Origin of the sequence: uncultured Pseudokineococcus sp. (assembly GCF_947495735.1) — a bacterium.
Classification (GTDB): domain Bacteria; phylum Actinomycetota; class Actinomycetes; order Actinomycetales; family Quadrisphaeraceae; genus Pseudokineococcus.
This window is the reverse complement of the sequence record NZ_CANMAA010000003.1, coordinates 120,706-140,548: the sequence shown is the minus strand read 5'-3', so window position 1 is coordinate 140,548 and position 19,843 is coordinate 120,706. Positions and strand designations below refer to the sequence as shown.

Sequence of the window (19,843 nt, the reverse complement as noted above, 5' to 3'; positions counted from 1 at the left end):
GGCCGGCCGAGCCGGCTGCGGGGCGCGCGTAGGCTCGCGGGGTGTACGAGGGAGCGGTGCAGGACCTGGTCGAGGAGCTCGGGCGTCTGCCGGGCGTCGGCCCCAAGAGCGCGCAGCGCATCGCCTTCCACCTGCTCGCCTCGGACTCGGAGGACGTGCAGCGGCTCGCGACGGCCCTCACCGAGGTCAAGCGGCGCGTCCGCTTCTGCGAGGTCTGCGGGAACATCGCCGAGGCCGAGCGGTGCCGCATCTGCCTCGACGAGCGCCGCGACCCGACGGTCGTGTGCGTCGTCGAGGAGCCCAAGGACGTCGTCGCCATCGAGCGCACCCGAGAGTTCCGCGGCCGCTACCACGTGCTCGGCGGCGCCATCAGCCCCATCGAGGGCGTCGGCCCCGACGACCTGCGGGTGCGCGAGCTCATGACGCGCCTCGCCTCCGGGGTGGTCACCGAGCTGATCCTGGCGACCGACCCGAACCTCGAGGGGGAGGCCACGGCCACCTACCTCGCCCGCCTGTGCAAGCCCATGGACCTGCGCATCACGCGGCTGGCCTCGGGCCTGCCGGTCGGCGGCGACCTCGAGTACGCCGACGAGGTCACGCTCGGCCGGGCGTTCGAGGGCCGTCGCCTCCTCGACGTCTGACCGAGCTCCGGCCACCCCCCCGGCGCCGGGGTGGCCGCAGCACCGAGGCGGCCGCTGCGAGCACGGCGGGCGCCCGCACCACCGGGGCGGGCGCCCGACCGGCCGTCAGGACGAGAAGCTGCCGACGAGGGCGCTCAGCTCGTCGGTGAGGGCCCCGAGCTCGGCGGCGGTCCGGCGCGCCTGCGCGGCGCGCTCGTCCGTCGTGGCTGCCGTGCGGGAGACCTCCTGGAGGCGGCCGGCGATGTCGGCCGCGGCGACGGCCGTGCCGGCCATGCGCTGCTGCATGCCGTCCGTCGTGGCCGTCTGCTCCTCGACGGCGCCCGCGATGCCGGTCTGGTGGTGGCTGATGCCGGCGATGACCTCGGCGAGCCGCGACATCTCCGACGTCACGTCCCCGGTGTCCTGCCGGATCGCGTCCACCCGGCGCCCGATGTCGTCGGTCGCCTCGGCCGTCTCGCGCGCGAGGTCCTTGACCTCGCTGGCCACGACGGCGAAGCCCTTGCCCGCCTCGCCGGCCCGGGCCGCCTCGATGGTGGCGTTCAGCGCGAGCAGCTTCGTCTGCTCGGCGATCGAGGTGATGACGGCGACGATGTCCTGGATCTGGGCGCTGGAGGTCGTCAGCTGCTCCGCCCGCGCCATCGCCTCGTCCAGGGCCTGGACGGCGCCCTCGGCCATCCCGGCGGCCTCCCCGGCGCTGCGGGAGATCTCGGCGATGGCCTGGGACATCTCCCGGCCGCCGGCCGCGAGCTCCGTCACGTCCGCGCTGATGGTGCCCGCCGACGTGCCGGCGCTGCCCGCCTGGGCCGAGGAGGCGTTCGCCGCGGCCCCGAGCTCGTCGGCGATCTCGGCGACGTGCTGGGACGTGCCGTGCAGGCGGCCGGAGACGCGGACCACGCCGTCGACGGTGGTGGCGACCTTGGACGCGAAGGCGTTGAAGGCGCGGGCCAGTGCGCCGGCCTCGCCGGGGGCGCTCTCGTCGAGGCGGGTGGAGAGGTCGCCGACGCCCCGCGACAGCTCGTCCATGCTGCGGCGCAGGTGCTCCAGCGGTCGCGTCATGCGGGCCCCGACGACGGCGGCGACGACGCCGGCCACCAGGACCACGACGAGCGCGGTGAGCAGCAGGGTCAGGACGAGGTCCCGCGTTCCCGCGTCGACGGCCTCGGCGGCGCTCGCGAAGTCGCTGTCCTGGGCGTCGACGGCGATGACCCAGTCCCAGGGCTCGTAGTAGGCCAGGCGCACCGTGTGCGTCCCGGTCGCGGCGTCCTCGTAGGTCGTCGTGGTGGTCTCGCCGGGGGCCAGCTCGGTCGCGAGGGGGAGCGCGTCGAGCAGGTAGGGGCGCCCGTCCGCGTCGAGGACCTCGGAGGCGTCCGCGACGCCCTCGCGGTCCGTGACCAGCAGGGTGCCCGCCTTGTCGCCGGTGCCTCCGAGGACCTCGACGAAGCCGTTCTCCCCGGGGGTCGTGCCGAGCAGCGACTCCCGCAGGGCCGGGACGCTCTCCTGCTGCACGCCCACGTAGAGCATGCCGAGGAGGTCGCCGTCGGCGTCCAGCACCGGCTCGTAGGCGGTGGCGTAGTAGGCGCTGACGACGAACGCCGCGCCCCGGTAGGTCTCGCCCGACTCGACGGCGGCGATCACCGCGTTCGGCGTGCCGTCGGCCGCGACGGCGGGGATGTAGGTGCCGATCGCCCGCAGGCCCTCGGTCGTCTGCACGTTCGTCGCGACGCGCAGCATGCTGCCGTCGGGCATCCGCTGGAAGAGCGTCGCCGTCCCGCCGACGAGGCGCTGCACCTCGTCGACCACCGGGGTGGGCGCGTCGGGGTCGGTGTTCTGCCCGAGGGGCGTGCTCCCCGCGAGCACGGCCGGGAGCTCGACCGCCCGCGCCTCCTTGGTCACCTGGTCGACGGCCTGCCACGTGGTGGTCGCGCTGCCCGTCCGCAGGCCGCCGGCCCGCTCCAGGACGTCGCGGGCCACCTCGAGGTCGCTCGAGACCTTCTGGAAGACGGACTCGCCCTGCGTGGAGACGACGTCGTAGACGCCGTCCGTCACGCGGTCGAGCTGCTGGCCGGTGAGCTCGGTGACCTCCTCGCTGACGGCGTCACCGGTGCTCTCGGCCGCCAGGGCGCCGATGCCGCCGACGAGCAGGGAGGCCAGGGCGACACCGCTGACGAGCAGCAGGGTCACCCGGGCGCGGATGCCGCCGGAGCGGGCGCGCAGGGGAGTCATGCGCTCCTCCTCGGCCGGGGAGGTCCGGCGCTTGAGGGTGCGGGGCGCCTCGGACTCGGACGGCCCCGGCGCCCGGGGGCTGGACGTGGCGAGGGCCGGCGCGGGCGGGCCCCTAGACTCCCCGCCCGTGGCGCTCGTGGTGCAGAAGTACGGCGGCAGCTCCGTCGCGGACGCCGAGGGCGTCAAGCGGGTGGCGCGCCGCATCGCCGAGACCCGCCGGCGCGGGGACGACGTGTGCGTCGTCGTGTCCGCGATGGGGGACTCGACCGACGAGCTGCTCGACCTGGCCCGCCAGGTCTCGCCGCTGCCGCCGGCGCGCGAGCTGGACATGCTGCTCACGTCGGGCGAGCGGATCTCCATGGCGCTGCTCGCCATGGCCATCGCCAACCTGGGCCTCGAGGCGCGCTCGTTCACCGGCAGCCAGGCCGGCGTCATCACGGACTCCGTCCACGGCCGCGCGCGCATCATCGACGTCACGCCGGGACGCATCCGCGACGCCCTCGACGACGGGCACGTCGCCATCGTCGCCGGCTTCCAGGGCGTCAGCCAGGGCACCAAGGACATCACCACGCTGGGGCGGGGCGGCTCGGACACGACCGCCGTCGCGCTGGCCGCGGCGCTCGACGCCGACGTCTGCGAGATCTACACCGACGTGGACGGCGTCTTCACCGCCGACCCGCGCATCGTCCCGAGCGCCCGCAAGCTCGACACCGTCACGTACGAGGAGATGCTCGAGCTCGCCGCGTGCGGCGCGAAGGTGCTCATGCTCCGCTGCGTGGAGTACGGCCGCCGCTCCGGCGTGCCCATCCACGTGCGCTCGAGCTTCTCGAACAGGACCGGCACCACCGTCACCGGATCGATGGAGGACCTCCCCGTGGAGCAGGCGATCATCTCGGGCGTCGCGCACGACCGCAGCGAGGCCAAGATCACGGTGGTCGGGGTGCCCGACAGCCCGGGCAAGGCCGCCGAGATCTTCGAGGCCGTCGCGGCGGAGGGCGTCAACATCGACATGATCGTGCAGAACGTCGCCGCGACGACGGGGCGAACGGACGTCTCCTTCACCCTGCCGATGGACGACGGCGCCCGGGCCGTGCAGCGCCTGACCGCCATCCAGGGCGACGTCGGCTTCGGGTCGCTGCAGTACGACGACCAGATCGGCAAGCTCTCGCTCGTGGGCGCCGGCATGCGCAGCCACCCGGGCGTCTCCGCCCAGTTCTTCCGCGCGCTGAGCAGCGCGGGCATCAACATGGAGATGATCTCCACCTCGGAGATCCGCATCTCGGTCGTGACGCGCGCCGACGACCTCGACACGGCCGTGCGCGCGCTGCACACGGCCTTCGACCTGGACAGCAGCGACGGCGAGGCCGTCGTCTACGGAGGGACCGGCCGATGAGCACCCAGTCCGGCAGCACGGGGCGCAGCACCGACGACAGCGCCCGGCAGGGCCGCCCGACCCTCGCGGTCGTGGGCGCCACCGGCGCCGTGGGCACCGTGATGCTCGGGATCCTGTCCCAGCGCCAGGACGTGTGGGGCGAGATCCGCCTCGTCGCCTCGGCGCGCTCGGCCGGCGCGGTCCTCCGGGTGCGCGGCGAGGACGTCGTGGTGCAGGAGCTGACCGCCGAGGTCTTCGACGGCGTCGACGTCGCGATGTTCGACGTCCCCGACGAGGTCTCGGCGCAGTGGGCGCCCGTCGCCGTCGAGCGGGGGGCTGTCGTCGTCGACAACTCCGGCGCCTTCCGCATGGACCCCGACGTCCCCCTGGTCGTCCCGGAGGTGAACCCCGCCCAGGTGCGCAACCGCCCGCGGGGCATCATCAGCAACCCCAACTGCACGACGCTGACGATGATGGACGCCCTCGGCGCCCTCCACCACGGCTGGGGCCTCACCGAGCTGGTCGTCTCCTCCTACCAGGCCGCCTCCGGCGCGGGGCAGCCCGGCGTGGACCGCCTGTACGACGAGCTCGCCGTCGTCGGCGGCGACCGCACCCTCGGCCAGCGCTCGGGCGACGTCCGCGGCGCCCTGGAGGACAAGCTCGGCTCGGCGCCCTCGCCGTTCCCGGCCCCCCTCGCCCTCAACGTGGTGCCGTGGGCCGGCTCCCTCAAGGACGGCGGCTGGTCCAGCGAGGAGCTGAAGGTCCGCAACGAGTCGCGCAAGATCCTCGGCATCCCCTCCCTCAAGGTCTCCGCGACGTGCGTCCGGGTGCCGGTCGTGACGACGCACTCGCTGTCCGTGCACGCCACGTTCCAGCGGTCGCTGACCGTCGAGCAGGCCCGGCAGGCCCTCGTCGAGGCCCCCAGCGTCGTCGTCGTGGACGACCCCGAGAACGGCGACTTCCCGACGCCGGCCGACGTCGTGGGCGCCGACCCCACCTTCGTTGGCCGGCTGCGGCAGGCGCTGGACTTCCCGAACACCGTCGAGCTGTTCGTGTGCGGGGACAACCTGCGCAAGGGCGCGGCCCTCAACACGGCGCAGATCGCCGAGCTGGTCGCGGCCGAGCTGACGGCGGCCTGACGGGCACGCCCGAGCCCGCTCGCACCAGGAGGCCGGCACCCCCTCGGGGGTGCCGGCCTCCTGGCGTCCGGGCTCAGAGGCGGCCGCGGAGGCGGTAGCCCTCGAAGAAGTCCCAGATGATCCGCGACGCGTCGATCTCCCGGGTCACGAGGCCGGGGCCGTGCGGCGGGCCGTCGGAGCCGGGCCAGGTGTGGCCGCCGTCGGCGACGTCGTAGAAGTGCACCGCCGCGCCCTGGCGGCAGCCGACGTACCTCGTCAGCGTCACGTGCTCGCTCACGGCCGTCGTGCGGGGTCCGCGCCGGCACTCGTCCAGCTCGGCCCACGTCGCGACGGCGAGGGGAGCGGTGTACCCCCAGCGCAGGTCGCCGTTGCCCTGGTAGGGGTTCACGACGTCCTGCTGGCCGTGGAACGTGACGACGGGGACGGCCCGCTCGGGCCGGCAGTCCCCCGCCTCGGGGACGGTGACGTCGTCGGGGTCGGGCCGCCCGGCGCGCAGGCCGGCGTTGGGGGCGATCGCCGCGATGCGGTCGGAGAGGCGGCAGCCGAGGGTCGAGGTCATCCGGCCGCCGCCCGAGTGGCCGGTGGCGTAGGTCCGGCGGTCGTCGGTGCAGAGCCGCTCGGAGACGACGTCGACGACCCGGGCGAGGAAGGCGACGTCGTCGCGCGCCGTCGGGGGCGGCAGCTGCCCGGCGGTCGTCGGCACGCCCGGCACGTTCCACGCCCAGCTGCCGGCCGGGTGCGGGGGCGAGGACGGCGCCAGCGGGATGTCGCCGCTCGGCGCCGCGACGACGAAGCCCTCGTCGTCGGCGACCTCGGACAGCCCGCTCACCTGCATCTGGATGACGCCGTTGGCGCTGCTGCCGTGCAGGTCCAGGACGAGCGGGACGGGCCCGGGGCGCAGGTCCGCGGGCACGTGCACGGGCACCGGGTAGGTCTCGCCCTCGAAGGCGACGTCGAGCGTCGTGGTGCCGCTCGTGCTCGGGCGGACGCACGCCGACGCCGCGCCGCCGGCGTCGGCGGCGGCCGCGGGGACGGTGCCCGCGAGGGCGGAGGCGGCGACAGCTGCGGCGAGCACGGCAGCCGAGAGCGGGGGCGTGCGCATGGGGGGTCTCCTTCGACCGGCCGAGGCGGGGATCGGAGTGTGACCGCGGAGGCGCACCGGGGCAAGGGAGGGCAGGCGCCGTCCGGGCCCGGGGGATGGGCCGCTGCTGCCGGGCTCGTGGACCCGGGAACGACGAAGGCCCGTGGCCAGCGGGTGCTGACCACGGGCCTCGAGCCGTGTCGGGGTGACAGGATTTGAACCTGCGACCTCTTCGTCCCGAACGAAGCGCGCTACCAAGCTGCGCCACACCCCGATGGTCCGCCGGGCGTGCCTGCCGGACCGGTAGACAGCGTAGCCGAGGTCGGGGGGTCGCCCGCACACCCGCCACGAGGTCCGTCCGGACCCCGTCCGCCAGCGCGCGCGGCGGCTCGTCCGAGCCCGTCAGGCGGGGCGGGCGACGAGGCGCAGCAGCGTCGCCTCGGGGGGGCACGCGAAGCGCACCCGCGCGTACCGCGACGTCCCCAGGCCCGCGGAGACGTGCAGCCACGTCTCGTCCGTCGCGCCGGGGGCCCCCTGCGACGGCGCCGGGACCGGTCCCTCGCCGGCGCGCCAGCGGTGCAGGCCGCTGGCGCACGAGCGCGGCACGTCGCAGTTGGTGACGAGCGCGCCGACGAAGGGGACGCAGAGCTGCCCGCCGTGGGTGTGGCCCGCCAGCAGCAGGTCCAGGCCGTCGCGGGCCATGGGGTCCAGGACGCGGCGGTAGGGCGCGTGCAGCACGCCCAGGGAGAGGTCGGCGGTCGGGTCGGCCGGTCGCCGTACCTCGTCGTAGCGGTCCAGGCCGATGTGCGCGTCGTCGACGCCGACGAGCTCGACCTGCAGGCCGCCCAGCGCGAGCGTCGTGCGCGCGTTGTCCAGGTCCACCCACCCGCGCCGGACGAAGCCGTCCACCAGGTCGGCGGTGGGCAGCGGCTCGCGCTCCGGCTCGACGCTCGACGGGCCCCCGAGGTAGCCGAGCGGGTTGACCCTCTTCGGCTCGTAGCGGTCGTTGCTCCCGAGGACGAAGACGCCCGGCCGGTCGAGCAGGCGGTCCAGGGCCCGGAGCACCGAGGGCACGGCGTGCGGGCTGGAGAGGTTGTCACCGGTGTCGACGACGAGGTCGGGCTCGAGGTCGGCCAGGCCCTCCACCCAGCGCGGCACCACGCGCTGCTCGGGGGTCAGGTGCAGGTCCGACAGGTGCAGGACGCGCAGGGGCGCCGCACCGGGCGGCAGGACGGGCACCTCGACCCGGCGCAGGCGGGGCGCGCGGACCTCGTAGCCGGCGCCCCAGGCGAGGGCGGCGGCTCCCGCCCCGGCGAGGGCGGCGGTGGTCAGGGCGGCGGTGCGCAGCGGGGAGGACGTCACCGGGTCAGTGTGCTGGGATCACGGTCATGAGCGAACCCAGCGAGGGCACGAGCCCCGACGACGTCCCGGCCGGCCTCGCGGCGAGGATCCGGACCGACCTCACGACCTCCATGCGCGCGCGCGACGAGCTGCGCACCACCACGCTGCGCTCGCTCCTCACCGCCGTCCGCACGGCCGAGGTGGCCGGCACCAGCGCCCGCGAGCTCTCCGACGAGGAGGTGCTGGCGGTCCTGCGGTCCGAGGCCAAGAAGCGCCGGGAGTCCTCCGCGGCCTTCGCCGAGGCGGGCCGCGCCGAGCGCGCCGAGCGCGAGGCCGCCGAGGAGGCCGTCATCGGCGCCTACCTGCCGGCCCAGCTCGACGACGCGGCCCTCGAGGCGCTCGTCGCCGAGGAGGTCGCGTCGGCCGCCGCCGCGGGGCGCACCGGCCCGAGCGCCATGGGCTCGGTGATGGGCGCCGTGCGGCCCCGGGTCGGCCAGCTCGCCGAGGGCGGCCGGGTGGCCGCCGAGGTGCGGCGGCAGCTCCGGGCGGGCTGACCCCGGGACGGGCGCGGACCCGTCCTGACGCGCCGAGGGCGCCCCACCGCGTGCGGTGGGGCGCCCTCGGCGCGTCGGCGACGACCTCGGTCAGTCGTCGTCGTCGTCGTCGTCGGAGGAGCTGCTCGAGCCCGACGAGCTGCTGCCGGAGCTGCTGCTCGAGCCGGAGGAGGAGCTGCTCGCGTCGTCGTCGTCGGAGGAGCTGCTCGGCCACGACCCAACGAGGCTCCAGTCCGGTGAGCCGAAGTCCTCCTCGGGCAGGCCCTCCATGGCCTCCTGCATGTAGTCCTTCCACATGGGGGCGGCGTAGGTGGAGCCGTACACGGTGCGGCGGACGCCGTCGATCCGCTCACGGCTCAGCGAGATGTTCGGGTCGTCGGGCTGCCCCACCCATGCCGTGGTCGCGAGCTGGGGGGTGTAGCCGGAGAACCAGGTCTGCACCGTGTTGTTCGTCGTCCCCGTCTTGCCGGCGGCCGGTCGGCCGATGCCGCCGACGCGCTCGGCCGTGCCCTGCGTGAAGACGTTCTCCAGCGCGTAGGTGACCGTGTTGGCGATCTCCTCGCTGGAGTAGTCGTCGTTGCCGAGCGGCTGCGTGCAGGGCTCGACCGTGGGCTGGATCGGCTGCCCGTCCCGGTCGACCACGCTCTCGAGCGGGCGGGGCGGGCAGTACGTGCCGCCGCTGGCGAAGGTCGCGAAGGCCGCAGCCATGGTCAGCGGGGCGACGGGGTCGGAGCCGAGGATGTTGGCCGGCGAGGCGCCGAGGCCGCCCTCCTGCCACTCCGGCACCGACGTGGGCGAGGCCGGGTGCGCACCCATGCCGCGCGCGGTCTCCCGGATGTCGCACAGGTCGAGCCGCTTGCCCATCTCCATGTAGGCCGTGTTCACGGAGTCGTAGGTGGCCTGGAGCACGCTCATGCTGCTGCGGCCCGTGGGCGCGCTATTGCGGATCGGGAAGGGCTCGGGGACGAGGTTCTCGCAGGAGGTGAACTGGGTGGTGTTGTAGTCGGCCTCGCGGGAGGCGGAGCGGACGCTCTCGCGCAGCGTCCGGCCGTCCTGGAGCCACGTCGCCAGGGTGAACGGCTTCCAGTTCGAGCCCGGCTGGAAGCCGCGGCCGCCGCCCAGCGCCTCGTCGACGTTGTAGTTGAGGTTCGTGTAGCCGCGCTCGTCGGTCGGCGCGGTCGCGTAGCGGCGGTTCTGCGCCATCGCCACCACCCGCCCGTCGCCCGGCACGACGGAGACGATCGTCGCGCCGACCTTCGAGGGGTCGTCGACGGGCACGGTGTCCTGGACGCTCTCCCAGGCCGCGGCCTGACGGGACTCCTCCAGCGTCGTCGTCACGTCGATGCCGCCCCGGTAGAGGGCGCGGACGCGCTCGTCCCGGTCCTCGCCGAACGCGGGGTCGGCCAGGATCGTCTGGACGGCGTAGTCGCAGAAGTACGCCGAGGCGCCCGCGGGGGCGCAGCCGTTGTCCGGCGGGTTGATGCGCAGCTGCTCCGCGATGGGGACGGCGGCGGCGGCGTCGTGCTGCGCCTGGTCGATCTTGCCGAGCTGCAGCATGCGCGCCAGGACGACGTCCCGGCGCTCCTCGGCCTCCTGCGGGTTGGTGGTCGGCTCGAAGTACGACGGGTTCTGGATCATCCCGGCGAGCAGGGCGGCGTCGGCGAGCTCGAGGTCGGCGGCCGGCTTGCTGAAGTAGTACTCCGAGGCGGCCTGGACGCCGTAGGTGTTGGCGCCGAAGAGCGCGATGTTGAGGTAGTTCTCGAGCACCTGGTCCTTCGTGTACTCCTCCTCGGCGGCGATCGCCAGGCGGATCTCGCGGACCTTGCGGGCCTCGTTCGGGGTCGTGAGCGCCGTGACGGCCTCCTCGTCACCCGCCTCGCGGGCCTGCTGCAGCAGCACGTTCTTGATCCACTGCTGCGTCAGCGTCGAGGCCCCCTGCGTGTCGCCGCCGGCGACGTTGTTCACGAAGGCGCGCGCGATGCCCTGGGCGTCGGCCCCGCCGTGCTCGTAGAAGCGGGAGTCCTCGATGGCGACGACGGCGTCGCGCATCACGGGCGCGATGCCGTCCAGGGGGACGAGCACGCGGTTCTCGGAGTAGAAGCCGGTCATCGGCGTGCCGTCCGCGAAGCGGATGACCGAGCGCACCGGGAGCGCCGACGGGTCGAGCTGGGTGGGCAGGTCCTCGAACGTCTCCACGGCGGCGTCGGCGCCGGCGCCGGCCGTGGCGACGACGGGGACGGCCAGCCCCGCCACGAGCAGGCCGGCGACGACCCCGCCGCCGACGAGGGTCGCCAGACCGGTGCCGACCGAGCCCACCGAGCCGGTGGGCCGGTGGCCGGCCTCGCGGGCGGTCGAGGCGCGCGCGTCAGGGGTCTCCCGGGGCGCGTCGCCCCCGGGCGGACTGCTCGGGTGTCCTGCCATACCACCGAGGGTACGTGCCGGCTCCGCGGGGCCCGGAGGACCCGCCGTCCGGGTGGGGGGCGCCCTCGCACCACCACCCGGGCGGGCGCGCCGCGTCCGAGCGGATCGGCCTTCCCGCGCCTGGGGACTAGTCCGTCCTGACTACGGAGGACTACCCCTCCCGAGGCGCAGATCTCATCCGCGAGTGGTCCTCCCGCGCCCTGTCCCGGCCGCCGGGGCGCGCCCTAGCGTCGCGGTACGGGGGAGCCGTCCGGCAGCGGGCGGCTCGAGAGCACCACCACAGCACGACGACGGGGAAGGCACGGCGATGACCGCCTTGACGAGTGGGCAGATCTGCAGCGAGACGGCGGGGCCCGCCGTGGACCGCAGCTGGATGGACGACGGCTCCTGCCGGGGCGGTGACCCCGACGCCCTGTTCGTGCGGGGCGCCGAGCAGAACGTGGCCAAGCAGGTCTGCCGCACCTGCCCGGTGCGCACGGAGTGCCTGTCGGACGCTCTCGACAGCCGCACCGAGTTCGGCGTCTGGGGCGGGATGACCGAGCGCGAGCGCCGCGCCCTGCTGCGCCGGCGCCCCGAGGTGCGCTCGTGGACGCAGCTGCTGCTCGCCGCCCGCGACGAGCACCTCGCCGGCGCCGACGTGCCCGGCCCCCGCGTCTCGCCCCCTCGGGTCTCCACCGCTCGACCGGCCGGGCGCCTCAGCGCCTGAGGCGCCGCCGGGTCAGCGCGCGCGGCCGAGGTCCTCGCCGACCGCTCGCAGGCCCGCCAGGTCGTGCACGTCGCGCGGGCGGGCGGGGACCTGCACCACCGGCACCTCGGGGTGGTCGCGGGAGAAGCGCGCCGCGAGCTCCTGCTCGCGCTCCAGCCGGAGCATCCGCGCCGCGTGCAGGCGCAGCAGGCCCGCGGTGAGCGCGTGCTCGCCCCGGGCCAGCGCCTCCGGCGCCGTGCCGTCCTCCTCGTCGTCCTCGGCCCGGTCCTCGAGGTGCACGACGGCGGCCCAGGACCGCTCGGCGGACAGGCGCGGCAGCGAGGTCGTCTGCACGCGGTTGAGCACCAGCCCGGCGAGCGGCATCCGCTCCGCGGACAGGCGCTGCACGAAGTAGGCCGCCTCCCGCAGGGCGTCCTCGTCCGGCGTGGCGACGACGAGGAAGGCCGTGCCGGGGCCCGAGAGCATCGCGTACGTCGTCTCGGCCCGCTCGCGGAAGCCGCCGAAGACCGCGTCGAGCCCGGCGACGAAGGCCTGCAGGTCGTCGAGGAACTGCGCGCCGAGGATGCGCGCCATGGCGCCGGTGACCGAGCTGACGGCACCCGAGACAACCCTGGCGTACGCCCGCCCTCCCGCCCGGGCCGGCGCGAGCAGCACGCGGATGAGGCGGCCGTCGAGGAACGAGGACAGGCGGCGCGGGGCGTCGAGGAAGTCCAGCGCCGAGCGGCTCGGGGGCGTGTCGACGACGACGAGGTCCCACGGCTCGCTGCCGTCCCCGCCGGGCGCGCTGGCCCGGGCCCGCAGCTGGCCGAGCTTCTCCATCGCCATGTACTCGCTCGTCCCCGAGAAGGAGGACGACATGACCTCGTAGAACGGGTTCTCGAAGATGGCGCGCGCCCGCTCCGGGCTCGCGTGGGCCTCGACGACGTCGTCGAAGGTCCGCTTCATGTCGAGCATCATCGCGTCGAGGCTGCCGCCGGCCTCGGCCCCGACGCCCTCCACGCGGCGCGGGGTGTTGTCCAGCTCGGCGAGCCCCAGCGACTGCGCCAGGCGGCGCGCGGGGTCGATCGTCAGGACCACGACGCGGCGCCCGCGCTCGGCGGCGCGGACGGCGAGCGCCGCGGCGGTCGTCGTCTTGCCGACGCCGCCGCTGCCGCAGCAGACCAGGATCGAGGTCTGCCGGTCGTCGAGCAGGGCGTCGACGGGCAGGGGCTCCGCGTCGTCCGGCGCCCGGTCGCCGCCGGCGCTCACGCGAGGCCCTGGGCGGTGAGCCGGTCGGCGAGGACCTCGAGGCCGCGGTGGTCGACGCCGCCGGGCAGCAGGGGCAGCTCCACGAGGGGCCGACCCGTCGCGGCCAGGGTCTCGTGCTCCCGCTCCTGGAGCGCCAGCCGCTCGTCGTGCTCGCCGGCCTCGGCCAGGAGGCCCTCGACGACGGAGGCGCCGGACGCGTCGGGGCGCACCACGCGCGCCTCGACGAGGCCCTCGCGCACGGCCGAGGCCGGCACCCTCCCCGACAGCGCGTCGTCGAGGAGCTGGACGGGCAGCGTGTCGCCCCGGATCTGGTCCACCACGACGGCGCCGACGGGCAGGCCCACGGCCTCCAGCTCAGCCACGGCGTCGAGCGTCTCCTGCACGGGCATCTCCTCGAGCAGCGTGACCAGGTGGACGCGGGTCTCGGCCGAGCGGAGCACCCGCATCACCGACTCGGCCTGCGAGGCCACCGGGCCCACCCGGGCGATGCCGGAGACCTCGGAGTTGACGTTGAGGAACCGTCCGATGCGCCCGGTGGGCGGGGCGTCGAGCACGACGGCGTCGTAGGCGGGCGGGCGCTCGGCGCCCCGGCCGGGGCGCCGGCGGCGCACGGCCTCGTAGACCTTGCCCGTCAGCAGCACGTCGCGGACGCCGGGCGCGACCGTCGTCGCGAAGTCGATGGCGCCGACCTTGTCGAGCGCGCGCCCGGCCCGGCCGAGCTTGTAGAAGAGCGTCAGGTACTCCAGCAGCGCGGCCCGCGGCTCGACGGCGAGCGCCAGCACCTCGCCGCCGCCCGCCGTCGCGGCGATGGTGCGCTCCTCGTAGGGCAGCGGCGGGATCCCGAAGAGTCGGGCGATGCCCTGGCGGTCCTCCACCTCGCACAGCAGGACCCGCCGACCGCCGCGGGAGAGGGCGACGGCCAGGGCCGCGGCCGTCGTCGTCTTGCCCGTGCCGCCCTTGCCGGTCACCACGTGGAGCCGGGTGGCGGGGAAGAGCAGGCCGTCCTCGCCGGCTCGCTCGTCGGCGGTGCGCTGGTCGCCCCCGGGCACTGCAGCAGCGGGCGCGGGCGGCATGGCGGTCAACCTACGCACGGGTGCGCCGGGGCGCAGGGCGCAGGCGGGCGCGCGCGAGCATCGGCTCCGGACCGGGGGTGGGACGCCGGACGCCCGGTCGTCGCTTCTCGGACACCTCTCGCGCACCGGGCAGACCCGGCGAAGGGGCTACGGTGCCGCCGCCCGGACGCCGCGCCACCGCGCGGCGCGGTGGCGGACCCCGGGCCGACCGCCTCGGGGAGGCGATCTCGAGGAGGACCCGTGGGCACGAACGGTGAGTCAGCAGGCGGCAGGAGCGGCGCGCGCACCCGGGCGGCGGGGGCGGTGGCCGCCCTGGCCGCGGGCGTGCTCGTCGCGGCGACGGCGCCCGTCGCCGCGGCCGACGTCGACAGCGCCCGCGCCGCGCGCAGCGCGACCTTCACCCTCGTCTCGACGACGGACCTGCACGGCAACGTCCTGGACTGGGACTACTTCCGCTCCCAGCCGTACGCGGCGGGCTCCGAGCAGGGGCTCTCGCACGTGGCCTCGGCGGTCGAGGCGGTGCGCGAGGACCGCGGCGAGCGCTCGGTCGTGGTCGTGGACAACGGCGACGCGATCCAGGGGACGCCGCTGACCTACGTCGCCGCCCGCGGGTCCGCGACGTCCGGCCCGGTGACCGAGACCGGCGAGGAGCACCCGATGGCGACGGCGCTGGACGCCATCGGCTACGACGCCCAGGTGGTCGGCAACCACGAGTTCAACTACGGCCTGGACCTGCTGCGCGCCTACGAGGACGACCTCGACGCGACCCTGCTGGGCGCCAACGTGACCGACGTCGCGACGGGCGAGCCCGCCCTGGCCCCCTGGACGATCGAGCGCGTGCGACCGACCGGCGGCGGCGCCCCGGTGCGCGTGGGGATCGTCGGCCTCACGACCCCGGGCTCGCAGGTCTGGGACCGCCAGAACGTCGAGGGCCGCCTCGCCTTCGGCGACATGGTGGAGGCGGCGCAGCGCGCCGTGCCCGAGGTCCGCGCGGCGGGCGCCGACGTCGTCGTCGTGCTCTCGCACTCGGGCCGCTCGGGCCCGTCCTCCTACGACGCCTCCCTGCCGCCGGAGAACGTCAGCGACGCCATCGCCGCGCAGGTGCCCGGCGTCGACGTCGTCGTCGCGGGCCACAGCCACCGCGACCTGCCCGAGGCGTGGGTGGAGTCGCAGGCGACGCCGGGCAAGCAGGTGCTGGTGACCCAGCCCTACCGCTACGGCGCCTCGGTCACGGCCGCCGACCTGCACCTGCAGCGCGTGCGCGGGGAGTACCGCGTCACCGGCGCCGAGGTCGAGGAGCTGCGCGCCGGCGACTTCCCCGAGGACCCGGCCTTCACGGCGCTCATGCAGCCGTGGCACCAGCGCACCCTCGACTACGTCGACACGGTGGTCGCGACGTCCGCCACCGAGCTGAGCGCCCGGGACGCCCGCTGGCAGGACACCGCGATCATGGACTTCGTCCACGACGTCCAGCGCGACGTCGTCGCCCGCGGCCTGCAGGGCACGCCCGACGCCGACCTGCCGGTCGTCTCCGTGGCCGCGCCGTTCCGCGCGGACGCCGTCTTCCCCGCCGGCGAGGTGACGATCCGCGACGTCGCGGGCCTCTACATCTACGACAACACGCTGCAGGCCGTGCGGATGACGGGTGCGCAGCTGCACGACTACCTCGAGTACTCGGCGAAGTACTACGCCTCGGTGCCGCCCGCCGACCCGGCCGACCCGACGTCCCTGTCCGCGGGGACCACGCCGGACTACAACCTCGACCAGCTGGCCGGCGTCAGCTACGAGATCGACCTCGCGCGGCCGGCCGGCTCCCGCGTCGGCCCGCTGCTCGTCGACGGCGAGGAGCTCGGCGCGGACGACGAGGTCGTGCTCGCCGTGAACAACTACCGCCGCTCCGGCGGCGGCGGCTTCCCGCACGTCGCCGAGGCCCCGCTCGTCTACGACCGCCAGCAGGACATCCGCCAGCTCCTCATCGACCGCGCGCAGCAGACCGGGTCCATCGACCCGGCCGACTTCGCGCAGGTCGACTGGCGCCTCGTGGCGGGGGGCGTGCCGCTGCTCGGCTGACCTGGTGTCGCTGGTGCTGGTGGCCGGGGCGCGGTCGGGGGACGCCCGCGCCCCGGCCCCGGCTCGGCGCTCCGGGGTCGGGCGTGGCGGGGGGTCGGGGCGCCGGCCTGACGTGCTCTGCGCGCGACCGTCCCCCGTCCGCTCGTGAGCCTCCTCGGTCCCCTCGGGCACCGGCCTCAGGTCGTCTCCGTGGTGCGGCCCTCGACGTCGTGCGATCCGTCGGGGCTGCCGGGCGCCGGGTGGCGGTGAGCCGTCGCCCGGGTGAGCGCCCGACGAGGGGGTGGGGACGGGGACGCGGAGGGCACGTCAGACCGGCGCCCCGACCCGCGGACGAGGTGGCCACGGCACGCCGAGCCAGTGCGGGAGCGTGCCCGGCTCCACCCCGCACCTGCCCCCCCCGGGGGCACCCGACACCGCGGCACCCGCACCCGCACGCTGACCGGCGCAGCGCACGACGGGATGCCGGACCCGGGCGCAGCGGCGACGATCGCCAGGTGCCGGAGGGGGACAGCGTCTACCTGGTCGCGCGGACGCTCGACGCGAGGCTGGCCGGGACGACCGTGCGGCGCAGCGACCTGCGGGTGCCCCAGCACGCGACCGCGGACCTGTCGGGTCGGGCGGTGCTCGGGACGGCGTCGCGGGGCAAGCACCTGCTGACGCGCTTGTCCGGCGGGCTGACGCTCCACACCCACCTGAGGATGGACGGGTCCTGGACGGTGCTCGCGCCGGGGAAGGTGCTCCCGCGACGGGTGGAGCCGGACGTGCGCGTGCTGCTGGCGACGACCGGCGGGCCGGGGCTGGCGGACGGCGCGCCCGGGCCCACGGCCGTCGCGCTGTCGATGCCCGTCGTCGAGCTGGTGCCCACGGCTGACGAGGACGACGTCGTCGGGCACCTGGGCCCGGACCTGCTGGGCCCGGGCTGGGCGGACGGCGGGGCTCGGGAAGCCGTGCGCCGTCTGGCGTCCCGGCCGGAGCGCGGGATCAAGGCGGCGCTGCTGGACCAGCGGAACCTCGCGGGCGTCGGCAACATGTGGGCCGACGAGACGTGCTTCCTGCGCGGGCTGGACCCGTGGACGCCGGTCGGCGACGTGGACCTGCCGCCGCTCGTGGCCCTGGTCGCCCGGATGCTGCGGCACTCGGTCACGGCACCGGGCGCCTACCAGGTGACGACGGGGGACACCCGGCGCGGGCGCTCCCACTGGGTCGTCGGCAGGGCCGGCAGGCCGTGCCTGCGGTGCGGGACGACGGTGCGGGTGCGCGCCGAGGTGGCCGGGGACCCGGAGCAGCGCCGCACGTGGTGGTGCCCGCGCTGCCAGCCGGAGCCGCCCGTGCGCGCCGAGCCGGGGACCGGCTGAGGACCCTGCCGAGGACCGGTCGAGGCCGCCGTCGGGAGCGGCGCCCGGCCGGGCGACCGGGCGCGCGGCCCGGCGGCTGTCGGCGGGCGCGGCTAGGGTCGCGGCCATGCAGCAGTGGGAGTACATGACGGCGCCGCTCATCATCCACGCGACGAAGCAGATCCTCGACAACTTCGGCGAGGACGGCTGGGAGCTCGTGCAGGTCGTCCCCGGCCCCGACGGCAACGGGCTCGTCGCCTACCTCAAGCGCCCCAAGGGCTGAGCCGCGTGGGTGCGCTGGAGCGCCTCGCCGAGCTCGGCCTCGAGCTGCCCGACGTCGTCCCGCCGCTGGCGGCCTACCAGCCGGCCGTGCGCGCCGGCGACGTCATCTGGACGTCGGGGCAGCTGCCGATCCGCGGCGGCTCGCTCGTGACGACGGGCAAGGTCGGCGAGGGGGCCGCCGACGAGAGCGGCCCGTCGCTCGTCCCGCCCGGAGAGGCCGCTGACCTGGCCCGCCTCTGCGCGCTCAACGCGCTGGCCGCCGTCGCCTCGCAGCTGGCCGACGGCGAGACGCTGGACGACGTGCGCGTCGTCAAGGTCGTCGGCTTCGTGGCCAGCGACCCGGCCTTCACGGGCCAGCCCGCGGTCGTCAACGGGGCGAGCACCCTGCTGGGGGAGGTGCTCGGCGCCGCCGGCACGCACGCCCGCAGCGCGGTGGGCGTCGCCGTCCTGCCGCTGGACGCGCCCGTCGAGGTCGAGCTCCAGGCGCTCGTCACCCGCCCGACCCGCTGACCCCGCGGGGCGCCGCCCGCCGGTGCCCCGCCCCGGTCCGCGCTCGGGGCCCCGCCCCGAGAGATCCAGACCCGAGAGGTCCGTCTCGTGCTCCGACGCTTCCCCCTGCCCACCGACCTGCGCGCCGCCGTCGAGCGGGGCGTCGTCCAACCGCCGGCCGAGCCGGTCACGGCGGCCACCGTGATGCTCGTGCGCGAGACGGCGCTGGCCGGCACGGGCGTCGAGGTCTGGCTGCTGCGGCGCGCGGACGGCCTGCCCGCCGCCCCTGGAGCCACCGCCTTCCCCGGCGGCGGCCTCGACGAGCGGGACGCCGACCCGGACGTGCCGTGGCGCGGCGCGACCGTCGAGGGCTGGGGCCGCCGCCTCGGCCTCCCCGACGAGGACGCCGCGTCCCTGGTGTGCGCCGCCGTGCGGGAGACCTACGAGGAGTGCGGCGTCCTGCTCGCCGAGGTCGACGACGAGGCTCCGGACCCGGGCGCCACGGTCCTGCCCGTCTCGGAGGCCGACGAGGACGCCGAGCGCGCGGCGCTCGCCCGCCGCGAGCTCGCGCTCTCGGACCTGCTGCGCGGGCGCGGCCTGGCGCTGCGCAGCGACCTGCTGCGCCCGTGGGCCCGGTGGACGACGCCCGAGCCCGCCGAGCGGCGCTACGACACGTGGTTCTTCGTCGCGGCGGTGCCCGCCGGTGCGCGGGCTCGGCACGTCGGCCCGCCCGGGCACGAGCAGGAGGCCGTGGAGGGGGCGTGGTGGCGGCCCTCGGCCGTGCTCGACGCCGAGGCCGAGGGGCGCGTGCGGCTGCTGCCGCCGACGCGGGTCGCGCTCGAGGAGCTCAGCGCCGCCCCGGACGTCGCCTCCCTGCTCGGCACGCGACGGTCCCTCGACGAGGTGCTGCCGCGCGTCGCGGGCGCCCCCGACGACCTGCACCTGCTGGCCGAGCTGCCCGAGCACCCCGACCCGGTCGGCCTCGTGTGAGCCCGGGCGCGGCCGGCCCGCGGGAGGCTCCGCGCCAGGACGCCTGGCGCGGAGGTCGGGTCGCGCCGGCGGCGCGGTGCGTGCTGGCGCCCAACCCCGGGCCGATGACGCTCGACGGCACGAACACCTGGGTGCTCGGCGCGCCCGGGGCCGGCCCCGCGGTCGTCGTCGACCCCGGGCCGGACGACGAGGCGCACCTGCGGCGCGTGCTGGAGGCGGCCTCCGGGCAGGGCGGGGTGGGGCTCGTGGTCCTGACCCACCGCCACGCCGACCACAGCGCCGGCGCCCGCCGGTTCGCCGCGCTCGCCGGTGGACCGCCCGTGCGCGCGGCGGACCCGGCGCTGCAGGGCGGCGCCGCGGCCGGCACCCCGGGCCTGGCCGACGGCGACGAGCTGGCTCTGGCCGGCGGCCGGCTGGTCGTCGTCGCGGCGCCGGGCCACACCGCCGACTCCGTCTGCCTGCTGCTCGAGGCGCCCGGCGGGCCGCCCCTCCTGCTCACCGGTGACACGGTGCTCGGCCGCGGCACGAGCGTCGTCGCGCACCCGGACGGCGACCTCCGCGCCTACCTCGCGACGCTGGAGCGGCTGTCCGCCGTGGTGGCGGGCCGCGCCGTCGCGGCGCTCCTGCCGGGCCACGGGCCGCTCCCGGGCGAGCCCGGCGCCGTCCTCGCGCGGTACGCGGCGCACCGCCGGGAGCGCCTCGCGCAGGTGCGCCGGGCCGTCGCGGGGGGCGCGCGCACGGCCGCCGACGTGGTGGCGGTGGTCTACCCGGGCCTCGCCGAGGACCTGCGCCCGGCCGCGGAGCGCTCCACGAGGGCGGCGCTCGCCGCGCTCGCGGGGGAGGACGGCACGCCCGACGTGTGACCCGCCCGACGCGGAG

General features: G+C 76.2%; 17 protein-coding genes and 1 tRNA gene. 11 read left to right on the top strand and 7 right to left on the bottom strand.

Annotated elements, in window-relative coordinates; translation table 11 throughout:
* Positions 1-41: 41 nt before the first annotated feature.
* Complete coding sequence (gene recR / locus Q0848_RS05930; protein ID WP_299036014.1) at positions 42-641, top strand: recombination mediator RecR; 600 nt, start codon at positions 42-44, stop codon at positions 639-641.
* Positions 642-746: 105 nt separating this feature from the next.
* On the opposite strand, the gene Q0848_RS05925 is transcribed toward recR, so the two are convergent.
* Positions 747-2,864: a methyl-accepting chemotaxis protein gene (locus Q0848_RS05925; RefSeq protein WP_299036012.1), complete on the bottom strand. Its 2,118-nt coding sequence runs from the start codon at positions 2,862-2,864 to the stop codon at positions 747-749.
* 127 nt (positions 2,865-2,991) lie between these two features.
* Here Q0848_RS05925 and Q0848_RS05920 point away from each other — a divergent pair, with 127 nt between their 5' ends.
* Together Q0848_RS05920 and Q0848_RS05915 are read left to right on the top strand one after the other, a co-directional pair.
* Positions 2,992-4,257 carry an aspartate kinase gene (locus tag Q0848_RS05920; RefSeq protein ID WP_299036010.1) on the top strand — a complete coding sequence of 422 codons (1,266 nt, stop codon included), beginning with the start codon at positions 2,992-2,994 and terminating at the stop codon, positions 4,255-4,257.
* Complete coding sequence (locus tag Q0848_RS05915; protein WP_299036008.1) at positions 4,254-5,375, top strand: aspartate-semialdehyde dehydrogenase; 1,122 nt, start codon at positions 4,254-4,256, stop codon at positions 5,373-5,375. The genes Q0848_RS05920 and Q0848_RS05915 overlap by 4 nt, the downstream gene beginning before the upstream one ends.
* 73 nt (positions 5,376-5,448) lie before the next feature.
* On the opposite strand, the gene Q0848_RS05910 is transcribed toward Q0848_RS05915, so the two are convergent.
* The 3 genes from Q0848_RS05910 to Q0848_RS05900 all read right to left on the bottom strand — a co-directional run bounded on the left by Q0848_RS05910 (position 5,449) and on the right by Q0848_RS05900 (position 7,818).
* Positions 5,449-6,477 (bottom strand): PHB depolymerase family esterase, encoded by a 1,029-nt coding sequence (locus tag Q0848_RS05910; protein WP_299036006.1) that lies wholly within the window; start codon positions 6,475-6,477, stop codon positions 5,449-5,451.
* Between the two features lie 179 nt (positions 6,478-6,656).
* Positions 6,657-6,730, bottom strand: a tRNA-Pro gene (locus Q0848_RS05905).
* A gap of 128 nt (positions 6,731-6,858) precedes the next feature.
* Positions 6,859-7,818 (bottom strand): metallophosphoesterase, encoded by a 960-nt coding sequence (locus Q0848_RS05900; protein WP_299036003.1) that lies wholly within the window; start codon positions 7,816-7,818, stop codon positions 6,859-6,861.
* A 26-nt stretch (positions 7,819-7,844) separates the two neighbouring features.
* On the opposite strand from Q0848_RS05900, the gene Q0848_RS05895 reads away from it, so the two are divergent.
* Positions 7,845-8,351 (top strand): GatB/YqeY domain-containing protein, encoded by a 507-nt coding sequence (locus Q0848_RS05895; protein ID WP_299036000.1) that lies wholly within the window; start codon positions 7,845-7,847, stop codon positions 8,349-8,351.
* A 90-nt stretch (positions 8,352-8,441) separates the two neighbouring features.
* Here the strand turns inward: Q0848_RS05895 and Q0848_RS05890 are convergent, their stop codons facing one another.
* A complete protein-coding gene (locus Q0848_RS05890; RefSeq protein ID WP_299035998.1) occupies positions 8,442-10,772 on the bottom strand; it encodes a transglycosylase domain-containing protein in 2,331 nt (776 codons plus the stop codon).
* 373 nt (positions 10,773-11,145) lie between these two features.
* On the opposite strand from Q0848_RS05890, the gene Q0848_RS05885 reads away from it, so the two are divergent.
* Positions 11,146-11,478, top strand: coding sequence for a WhiB family transcriptional regulator (locus Q0848_RS05885; protein ID WP_366146454.1), 333 nt, complete (start codon positions 11,146-11,148; stop codon positions 11,476-11,478).
* A gap of 12 nt (positions 11,479-11,490) precedes the next feature.
* Here the strand turns inward: Q0848_RS05885 and Q0848_RS05880 are convergent, their stop codons facing one another.
* Together Q0848_RS05880 and Q0848_RS05875 are read right to left on the bottom strand one after the other, a co-directional pair.
* Positions 11,491-12,726: an ArsA-related P-loop ATPase gene (locus tag Q0848_RS05880; RefSeq protein ID WP_299035994.1), complete on the bottom strand. Its 1,236-nt coding sequence runs from the start codon at positions 12,724-12,726 to the stop codon at positions 11,491-11,493.
* Complete coding sequence (locus tag Q0848_RS05875) at positions 12,723-13,799, bottom strand: ArsA-related P-loop ATPase (RefSeq protein ID WP_299035992.1); 1,077 nt, start codon at positions 13,797-13,799, stop codon at positions 12,723-12,725. The genes Q0848_RS05880 and Q0848_RS05875 overlap by 4 nt, the downstream gene beginning before the upstream one ends.
* A 240-nt stretch (positions 13,800-14,039) precedes the next feature.
* Between Q0848_RS05875 and Q0848_RS05870 the strand changes: the two genes are divergently transcribed.
* The 6 genes from Q0848_RS05870 to Q0848_RS05845 all read left to right on the top strand — a co-directional run bounded on the left by Q0848_RS05870 (position 14,040) and on the right by Q0848_RS05845 (position 19,827).
* A complete protein-coding gene (locus tag Q0848_RS05870) occupies positions 14,040-15,869 on the top strand; it encodes a bifunctional UDP-sugar hydrolase/5'-nucleotidase (RefSeq protein ID WP_299035991.1) in 1,830 nt (609 codons plus the stop codon).
* 494 nt (positions 15,870-16,363) lie between these two features.
* Entirely contained in the window at positions 16,364-17,224 is an 861-nt protein-coding gene (locus Q0848_RS05865; protein ID WP_299035989.1) for an Fpg/Nei family DNA glycosylase, read from the top strand.
* A 106-nt stretch (positions 17,225-17,330) separates the two neighbouring features.
* Positions 17,331-17,486, top strand: coding sequence for a hypothetical protein (locus tag Q0848_RS05860; RefSeq protein WP_171203742.1), 156 nt, complete (start codon positions 17,331-17,333; stop codon positions 17,484-17,486).
* A 5-nt stretch (positions 17,487-17,491) separates the two neighbouring features.
* Entirely contained in the window at positions 17,492-17,995 is a 504-nt protein-coding gene (locus Q0848_RS05855) for a RidA family protein (RefSeq protein ID WP_299035988.1), read from the top strand.
* 87 nt (positions 17,996-18,082) lie between these two features.
* A complete protein-coding gene (locus Q0848_RS05850; RefSeq protein ID WP_299035986.1) occupies positions 18,083-18,964 on the top strand; it encodes a hypothetical protein in 882 nt (293 codons plus the stop codon).
* Between the two features lie 80 nt (positions 18,965-19,044).
* On the top strand, positions 19,045-19,827 hold the full coding sequence (locus Q0848_RS05845; RefSeq protein WP_299035984.1) for an MBL fold metallo-hydrolase: 783 nt from the start codon (positions 19,045-19,047) through the stop codon (positions 19,825-19,827).
* Positions 19,828-19,843 lie beyond the last annotated feature (16 nt).